The organism is Maribacter sp. (assembly GCA_020629415.1).
GTDB lineage: Bacteria > Bacteroidota > Bacteroidia > Flavobacteriales > Flavobacteriaceae > Maribacter > Maribacter huludaoensis.
Map to the genome: position 1 here is coordinate 1 of JAHDDL010000070.1, position 8,812 is coordinate 8,812.

General features: G+C 33.0%; 9 protein-coding genes and 1 pseudogene. 1 reads left to right on the forward strand and 9 read right to left on the reverse strand.

Going from position 1 to position 8,812, the window contains the following annotated elements; genetic code table 11:
* The 9 genes and pseudogenes from QZ657_RS16795 to QZ657_RS16835 form a co-directional block, all read right to left on the reverse strand.
* Positions 1-395 (reverse strand): annotated as a pseudogene (locus QZ657_RS16795) (ATP synthase F0 subunit A); the annotation flags it as partial.
* A gap of 90 nt (positions 396-485) precedes the next feature.
* Positions 486-878, reverse strand: coding sequence for a DUF6168 family protein (locus QZ657_RS16800; protein ID WP_291961038.1), 393 nt, complete (start codon positions 876-878; stop codon positions 486-488).
* 3 nt (positions 879-881) lie between these two features.
* Positions 882-1,109 (reverse strand): AtpZ/AtpI family protein, encoded by a 228-nt coding sequence (locus QZ657_RS16805; protein WP_291968191.1) that lies wholly within the window; start codon positions 1,107-1,109, stop codon positions 882-884.
* Positions 1,087-1,503, reverse strand: coding sequence for a bactofilin family protein (locus tag QZ657_RS16810; RefSeq protein ID WP_291968192.1), 417 nt, complete (start codon positions 1,501-1,503; stop codon positions 1,087-1,089). Before QZ657_RS16810 ends, QZ657_RS16805 begins: the two co-directional genes overlap by 23 nt.
* Before the next feature lie 3 nt (positions 1,504-1,506).
* Positions 1,507-4,017, reverse strand: a complete 2,511-nt coding sequence (locus QZ657_RS16815; RefSeq protein ID WP_412759695.1) for a tetratricopeptide repeat protein — start codon at positions 4,015-4,017, stop codon at positions 1,507-1,509.
* 410 nt (positions 4,018-4,427) lie between these two features.
* Positions 4,428-5,147 (reverse strand): ABC transporter ATP-binding protein, encoded by a 720-nt coding sequence (locus QZ657_RS16820; RefSeq protein ID WP_058104532.1) that lies wholly within the window; start codon positions 5,145-5,147, stop codon positions 4,428-4,430.
* 216 nt (positions 5,148-5,363) lie between these two features.
* Positions 5,364-6,833: a DUF5687 family protein gene (locus QZ657_RS16825; RefSeq protein ID WP_291968194.1), complete on the reverse strand. Its 1,470-nt coding sequence runs from the start codon at positions 6,831-6,833 to the stop codon at positions 5,364-5,366.
* Between the two features lie 202 nt (positions 6,834-7,035).
* Positions 7,036-7,722 (reverse strand): hypothetical protein, encoded by a 687-nt coding sequence (locus QZ657_RS16830; RefSeq protein WP_291968195.1) that lies wholly within the window; start codon positions 7,720-7,722, stop codon positions 7,036-7,038.
* 5 nt (positions 7,723-7,727) lie between these two features.
* Positions 7,728-8,066 (reverse strand): PadR family transcriptional regulator, encoded by a 339-nt coding sequence (locus tag QZ657_RS16835; RefSeq protein WP_291968196.1) that lies wholly within the window; start codon positions 8,064-8,066, stop codon positions 7,728-7,730.
* 453 nt (positions 8,067-8,519) lie between these two features.
* On the opposite strand from QZ657_RS16835, the gene QZ657_RS16840 reads away from it, so the two are divergent.
* Positions 8,520-8,812, forward strand: a 293-nt coding sequence (locus QZ657_RS16840) for an FAD-binding oxidoreductase (RefSeq protein ID WP_291968197.1), incomplete at its 3' end; no start/stop codon positions are given.

The following is an 8,812-nucleotide window of genomic DNA, read 5'->3' on the forward strand; positions in this document are numbered from 1 at the left end:
TGCTCTTCATCAAAACTAACCGATGAAGCGCCTGCTTCCAACTCATAAATTTTACTGTGAAGTTTTACAAATTTAGAACCGTTCTTTTCAACAATTACTTGCCCGTTATCATCATGGTGAAATTCTGAGGACATAAAAGTCACTAATCCATTGCTTGACCAAAGAATAACCGGAAGCGGAAAACCAACATGTTTTCTTTCACCTGAATCACTAGTATATGAGAACAAATGAAAATCGTGAGAATCTTTAAGGTGATGTAAAATATAGGCGTCAACCTGTTCCTTACCACTTACCGCTCCTTCTGGCTCAGTATCAGATATAGCAAAACTTTGCAATGAAAAACAAAGTATTAGAAGTTGTAATAAGGTTTTAATCGTATTTGAAACTTGCATCATTAGTTCTTTATCAAAAAATTTAGCTCCTAGAAATTTTGCGCAAAAGTAGTTAATTATTGCATAAACTACCCAATTTTAAAGCTTTAAAATTTAGAGTCTTTTTTTGCGCATAATTTTCGAAATAAAAAACACTTCTAGAAACAAAAAAATAATCACCGGTATAAGTAGCGCACCTCTATATATTTGAGGCATAATCAGTTCTCCTAAAAGGTAAGGATAGAATAGTGCCGCAAAAATTGTAATCTTAAAAACAAGTACACCCATATAGATAAAACCTAATTGTTCAAAAAAGGAATTGTTTTTAGAGGCAATTAAGAAAATGATGACCAGTGTAAGGGAAAACAAAAAATGAAATGTATAGGCCTTGATCAATAGCGGACCTAAATAGGTTGGCGGATCTAATAAGGCAAGATTTTGTAGAAAATAAGAAGTCGCGCCCACAACAGTGAACACGACTATATATAAAGTGATATTTTTTAGCAACGTTTATTTATTTAGCGCCATAACTTTTTTTATGACTAAATAGATAGACAAAAATACAGCAAGTAATGTAAATGTATCCTCTAAAAACGTTTTTTCAAATTTTTGATCTGACCACTCTCCTAAAAGATTGCCCAAGTATATAGTGACACCCATTTGTATGGCAACACCAGATAAGCTTGCGGCATTTCTTAAGAGTTCAGAATTATCATTACGTGGCTTTTGCGGCTCCATTATTCGAAGATTTAAAACCTGTACCCGCAGCTTTACCACCACCCATGGTACAAGATGCGTTAAATGTAGCACCCGGCTCAACCGCCAATTTACTTACAGAAACGGTACCTTCTATAACTGCAGATGATTTTAAGGATAATAGATCGGATACTAAAAGTTCTCCATTAAAACTGCCTTCTATATCTGCATTTACACATTCTACTTTTCCATGAATGTAGCCATCTTTACCGATCACCACTTTACCGGAAGTTTTTACATTACCATCTAGCTTACCATCTATACGAAAATCCGCTTCAGATATAATATCTCCTTTAATTTTGGTATTCTTCTCTATTCTATTAGGCTGGCCTCCTACTTCATTCATAGCTCTAGGTTTTTGTTTGTCTGAAAACATTGTTCACGGTTTTGGGGTTAAAAGCGTACTTTTATATTCGTTTAAATTTTTATGAACTTGTACAATCTTATAGTTCTCTGATAAAACTACAAAATTCTCATCAGCCACACGGTAATCCTTATTATTTTTTAGCAGCTCGGCATACCCAAGGGCAAAATCTTTAGATTTAAATCCGTGTACCACTACAAATTGATCTTCTAGGTTATAAACATCCCTAGAAACAATATTTTTATATTTCAAGTCTATAATAGATTGCTCTAACAATTCCATCAATTTTATAGCTTGTTCCGTTTTACTTCTTTTAAACGGAAAGACTACTTTCCAGTTCGATGTTCCTTTAGAATCTGTCTCTGGTGAAAACTCTTTCTGTTCCAACTTCGGTAGTTGCTCTGCAATCATTTGCTCGGCTTTTTTTCCTTCAGGATTATTAGGATACGTCAACGCCACATAATTCAATGCTTCTTTAAAGGGCTTAAAACCTTGCAGCCTACCAATGGCATTTGCCTTCAACATTTCAAACTTTGGAACAATTGGATCACCGGTAAATCTATTGATATTTTCTTCTGCGCCGGTAATTACCTGTAAGTACTGCTGTTCATTATATTGTTTAAATAAACTTTCATAGCGTTTCTCTGGACTATCTGAACTATCTGCAAGAACCGCTTGAGGGTTTAACAGTATTTCAGCGTATCTAGAATCTGAATGATTGGCAATAATATCTGCCTTCATCGTCTCTTTCAAAGGACTATCTACTTCTTCGTATATTTTATAAAGATTATATTTTGAAGGAAGAATTAAACGCTCTTCTGCATTGCTTGCCAATACGTTTTCTAATTTGGCAGCAGCCAAAAGATTCTCATTGAACTTCTCCTTATATATTAACCCCAATTGATAATTGGCAAAATTACGTTCTGTCTTTAAGCTATCAATAATAGCAACATCTGTAGGTAAACGATCCATGTAATAGTCTAACGAGAATTTCTCATCCTCACTAACCACACTTAAACTATCGTTAACACCGGATGCATTCTGTAGTGCGATATTCTCACTATTGATAACCGATTTATCAGACCATCGCCAATCATCTGTCAATTCTCTATTGCCCCAACGGTTTTTAAAGTCGTTTTGACCATAGCCCAAACTTGTAATGTTATAGAAATAGAATTTACCTTTATTTTCTTTACCACCTTTACTATTTGCAAATGCCGCAAAACCATCTGTAATCCTATCCTTCTCTTTTTTCTGCGCAGCTTCCTTAGCTTTTTGCAGTTCTTCAATATGTTTGCCAAAATATGCCAATTGCTCATCTTTTGGCATTTGGTAAATTGTGATTACACTATCAGAATATTGTACAATATCCTCATACTTAATAACGTCTTCAAGGTTATCCTTTTTTTTCTTGATTGCCCTAAATTTCTTGGTATTTTCGTCAAGGTTGGTCAATACACTATCATAATAGGCACCTGCGGGCTTATAGATACTTTCATCAAAATTATATTCTGCTAAATTCTCATAGTTGAGCGCATTCAATTTTGGCTTGTTCTGCGATGCTCTGAGCGATTTGTTGAAATACAATATTGCCAAGCTATCGGATTCTTGTTCTAAGTGAAACTCTGCCAATTGCCTATAAATGCCATCTAAGTAAGGTCTGTTCTCCCTATTTAGCTCCATCTTGGTTAAATATTCCAAGATTTCTTCTTTATTCTCACCAGTGACCTGGGTATTCTTTAATTTTTCGATTTTGGCGTTGATCATATAAATCCTAGGGGACTTTCTATTCAACTCGATCACCTTATCAAAAGCATAATTGGCACTGTCCTTATAACCCAGTTGATTGTACAACTGACCAATAATATAATAATACCTTCCTTTTTCAGGATTCTTTTTTGTGTAATGCGATGCAATTTTTAGGTTTTGAACCGCAGTATCCGGAGCATTAAGATTTATATAGGCTTGAGCCAACATTGCCCTTGCATCTGCATACTCTTGATCTTTTAAACGCTCATATTTCATTAAGCGTTTTAAATTTTTTATCGCTAAATCATCATTCTCTAACCTAATATTTACCTTTTCTCTCCAGATACTTGCTTCATTAAGCTTATCACTTTCTGAATATTTATTGAGAATGTAATTGAAGGATTCCAATGCAGGAATGTAGCGTTCATCAAAATAACGAGCTTTACCTAACAATAGAAAAGCCTCATCTATTTGAGGGTTGCGTTCTTCATCCTTAATATCCATACTATGCTTTTGAATAGCTTTTGTAGCTTTTTCTTCTGCAATAAGAAAATTAGGATTGTTGTCTTCTGAATCTAGTTTTATTTCGCCACTAACTTCTAAACGTTCTATGGGCAACACTTCAAAATAATCATCTTGATAAGTATCGTTCAACGTTTCTCGCCCTTGTTCAAAAGCAATGTTACCATTATACAAGGTGTTGTATTTGGTATTGAGCGCGTGCCAATTTCGGTTTACGAACTTGTCTTTCTTAACGGAACATGCATTAAAAAGCATACTCGTTAAAACACCGGATAAAATAAGTTTGTTTCTAAGATTCAAAATAGATAATCTACGTATGTATGTTTAACTTAAAAACAACCAGATTATTATACCGTTTATCGGTAAACTGCATATTTATTTTTATGCCATACCACCATTTATGAACCGCTATACCAAATTTTTACCGACCATATAGTTTGTTTTATATTAAAATGATCACGAGCTTTTGAGTTTACTGCAGATAATCTGATCCAATGCAACTTCATCGGATTTTATCTTACTTGGATTAAAACTTAGAAAAGAAAAACCGACCTAGTGGTTGGTTTTAAGTTTTTACACTAACTGTAGTACGTCTTATTGAAAACCAGTTAAATTTTACCATATGCAGTTCTTAACTGCGCTCTAAGTGGACATATATTTTTAAATTATTCCACAACTACCTCAGCCTTTTCAGACCCAAAGAAAACTTCTAATTCTTTTAAAGTCTCGGCAGATGTTTCAATGTCTTTGACCACCTCACCTTTGTTAAGTACAACAATACGCTCACATACTTCGGTTACATGAATTAGATCATGACTAGAAACCAATACCGTTACATCTTGCTGTGCAGCCAGATCTTTAATAATCTGCTTAAGGCGAATCTGCGTTGTTGGATCTAAATTGGCAAAAGGTTCATCTAGAATCACCACTTTGGGATTTCCAATAAATGAAGCTACAATACCGGCTTTCTTCTGGTTTCCCTTAGATAAATCTCTCAAGTATTTCTTTTGACCTAATATTTCGCCATGAAAAAAGTCCTGATATTGTGCCAAGAGTGCATCTACATCGGCTTTATTTTGACCACGTAGGTCCCCTATGAAATAAAAATACTCTTCTGGAGTCAAATACCCGATCAAAAATGTTTCATCAATAAAAGATGATGTAAATGGCTTCCAATTTTCACTGGTATTTACTTGTACCTCGTTATTAATAATATGACCGGTAGTTGGTTGTATTAGGTCTAGCAACAAACTAAAAAGGGTTGTTTTACCTGCACCGTTATTACCTACCAATCCAAAACTTTGTCCTGTTGGTATTTCTAGGTTCTCTATATTCAATACTTGTTGTGAACCATATATTTTTGATAAATTTTCTATTGTAATCATTATCGTGTTATTTACTTTGGCTACGCTCAGCAACCGTTTTTTTCGTTATTGGTTAAAAGAAATAAATCCAAATTATCTGTCTGAATAGCTTATTATCAACTAGCCGACATTTAATGTACTTATTCCTGCAACTTTATATTCCTTACTGAATTCTTTAAGCTTTCCTAAATAAGCTTTTTTCTTTGTACTTATTACTTAATACTCGGTACTTATCAATCAACTCGCCTTTTCTTTAAAACCTGCAATCATTCCATATTTCTTTTTCTTGTATTGCTCGGTAATTAAATCTAATAAGTAATTCTTCATGGCAAAACCGATGATGCCTAGAACAGATAATACTCCTACTGCCACTTCTAAATTAAAGATGTAGTAAAAGATGGAGAATATAATGATCGGTACAATTAATACTGGAAGCATAACCAAAAACTGGGTAGCACTTGCACCCTGCATATTACCAAACGGACTCTGATCTAACTCAATCCTTTTCTTATTAAATGAACCAAAATATAATATGACGGGTATGTTTACACCCAAGTTGTATATGGCACATCCAAAATTAATTGCCAAGGCATCCCAACCAAAGTAAACGTAAGGTATCGTCAATAAAAACATAGCTACTATGCTCACTGTAATTAGTGAAACCTTTGACTCCAGATACTTTCGCATAGGTATATTCTGGGACATCATCATACTATAGTAACTACTATCCCAAGCCGGAATAAACTGACCGAAATTACTTAAGAAAATACCTGTCATAAATATACCTACAAAGGCTTTCATTGGCATCATACTACTATATATCTCCTGGGTATAGAATACCAGACCGTAAAAGACAAAGAATAGCGAAATATACACTTGTGACTTGGTTCTTTTATTTCTCCAAATCATTTTAAGATCTAACTGAAGAAAAGAGCCCATTTCGCCAAAGCGTTTGGTCCAAGCTAAATCTGAGGTATTTGCCTGTACAGATTTTGCTTTGAGCTTTGCATCTAGGTAAATTTTATCTTTTAAGTATTTATAATTTACATAGTACATAGCCATTGCAAACGCAATAGGAATCAAAACCGTAATTGGATATGCGTAAAGTGCATGAAAAACAGGAGCAAAAAACTCTTTTATAGAGAACACTCCAAAATAGTCCAATCCGTAACCTAAGACAAGAATACTACCTATTCCAATTAGGACCTTATCATTCTTATTTACTAACAAGTTTACGTAATTTATACTCAGAACAATACCTATAATACCCACTATCCAAAGTAAAACATTGAGTACAGGGTAGCCATTAAATAGTAACACTATTGCAAACGGAACTATAAAAAATAGCGTCAATAAATTATATATAGATGCCGCAGATCTACCTAATATATAATGTGCAATGGTGCTTTTCTTAACCGGTGTGGTCAAGAATGGTTTTATATCCATTACCGGTAATTTCTGCATAAAGTACCTTAAGAATAATTCCATTAAAATCCAGTAAATGAAATACTGGCTTATAGTCCACATAGGGCTTTGATCTGGGAATATTTCTTTTAAAAGAAAGTACATTCCACCACCGGCAACAGCGAGTGAAAGTAGCATGTAAACTCCGAAAAATCCCATTACTATTTTTATTCCTAGACTTTTACCAAGATTAGAGGATCTAAAAAAAGATTTCCATTGTAAGGAAGAAAATCGTTTAAACATTCGGTTGGTTTTAGTATTCTAAATATAAGTAAGAATAATCTTGAGTTTGTTACAAGATGTTTTACATATATTCTTAAACTATTTAAATTCCATAAGAAATATTGTCTTTTTATTATAAAATTAGATAGAAATACTTAATAGTAATGTACTACATCTTATGCCGATGAAATTTTAGAGCTACCTAAATGCATGATGGATTTATCTATAAATCTGCAATTTTAAGATGGCTAAATTTTTCTAATACTCTTAAATGTTCCTTATAAATAAAGAAATAAATAGGAGAAAAAAATAGCATTGCATTGTAAATCAAAAACGAAATATATGTAAAATTTCCATTCTTAAATAGACCAAGTATATCTAAAAAAAGAGGATTATATATCAAGTAAAAAAAAGCAAATCCCACAGCTTGAGTTTTGTATAAAAAACTAAATGAGGATTTAATTTGCGTTTTTTTTATTGCGAAATGGATAATAACAATAACGGATAATGTTATGGTGAAAACACATCCATATAAATATCTTAAAAACTCAAAAACAATATTTGAATTTAAGTCCTTTAGAATAAAACCAAAAAATATTGTAAAGAATAAGGCTACTACAGAAGTATATAAATAAAAAAACTTAAGTTTTCTTGCACATTTATCAATCAACATTTTTGGTCCAGAGTATAAAAAACCGATGATTGGATTAGTACTATTTGAAAGTTCTCTTTCCCAAATTAGAGCCTCAGCGTTAAAAGCATCAGAAAAAGTATCGCCATATGTTTCAATTCTTTTTTCAATTGAATTAGCCATATGATCTAAAATCTCCATTTTTATATCAATTTGAACCAATTCTTTTTTACATAAGTAACTACTAATAAAGTCCAATTGTTCTTGTGCTAACTTCATAAAAATTATTTAATACTCCATTTAGGGTTGACCAATTGTTCCATATTTCTAATGAACTCTTCAAGTTCTGCTAATCGATTGGTCTTTTCTCTAACACCTTGCTCCGTAAGTTTGTAATACTTGCGCAACCTATTATCAACCTTTTTAACCTCAACATCTAATAAACCTTCTGCTTCTAATTTGTGCAGTGCAGGATAAAGAGCACCTTCGGTAATTTTTAATTCCCCTTTTGTTATCTCTTTTACCTTTTGGGTAATTTCGTAACCATACATTTTTTCGCCTTCATCTAATAATTTAAGAATGATGGTATTTAAACTGCCTTTATATAATTTGGAATTTGCCATTGTTGTTTAAACTAAAGCAGAAATATACATAATATTCTTATGCATAAGAATATTATGTATAAATATTCTATTTTTTTTTAGAAAAAAGTATCTTTCTTACCCGTCAAAAAAATCCTTTCTAAGGTATTTGAAGTTTCTAAAAGTGCTTTATCTAAAAAAGAAATTGCTAGTTCTTTATCCCGCTACCTTCAGTTTGGAACTACTGACCTCCACTGTATGCTATTAGTTAGTTAACGCTAGAATGGGTCCAGTGTGGAAATTGTATTTTATTGATATTGTATACTTGTACTTAATTGGTACGGCACTCCTCACAGACGAGCGCTTGCAAAATAAAACCAATTATATAATCTAAAAAGTTAAACAAAAATTAACAAAACCTACTTTTTTGACAAATGTCATATGATATCGGCAAAGCATGCTTAATTTTGTAAATCGATTTAAAGAAATGAACATATGTCGCAATTTCACCCATTAACGGTAAAACATATCAAGAAATTAACGCCAACCTCTGTTGCCGTTACATTTTCAATTCCTAAAGAATTGGCACAGACTTTCACCTTTACGGCGGGTCAGTATATCACCATAAAAAAAGAAATAAAGGGCAAAGAACTTAGAAGAGCATACTCCATTAGTTCATCTCCTGAAAAAGATGGCATCACAATTGGGATCAAAAAAGTGGACAATGGCGGATTCTCCAATTACGCCAACTCACAATTAAAGGTAGGCGATACTTTAGAGGTTATGGA

Bases quoted from the DNA above. Each gene is read 5' to 3' on its own strand.
- QZ657_RS16805 (WP_291968191.1), bottom strand. From the start codon at position 1,109: ATGGAGCCGCAAAAGCCACGTAATGATAATTCTGAACTCTTAAGAAAT.
- QZ657_RS16810 (WP_291968192.1), bottom strand. From the start codon at position 1,503: ATGTTTTCAGACAAACAAAAACCTAGAGCTATGAATGAAGTAGGAGGC.
- QZ657_RS16815 (WP_412759695.1), bottom strand. From the start codon at position 4,017: ATGCTTTTTAATGCATGTTCCGTTAAGAAAGACAAGTTCGTAAACCGA.
- QZ657_RS16820 (WP_058104532.1), bottom strand. From the start codon at position 5,147: ATGATTACAATAGAAAATTTATCAAAAATATATGGTTCACAACAAGTA.
- QZ657_RS16825 (WP_291968194.1), bottom strand. From the start codon at position 6,833: ATGTTTAAACGATTTTCTTCCTTACAATGGAAATCTTTTTTTAGATCC.
- QZ657_RS16830 (WP_291968195.1), bottom strand. From the start codon at position 7,722: ATGAAGTTAGCACAAGAACAATTGGACTTTATTAGTAGTTACTTATGT.
- QZ657_RS16835 (WP_291968196.1), bottom strand. From the start codon at position 8,066: ATGGCAAATTCCAAATTATATAAAGGCAGTTTAAATACCATCATTCTT.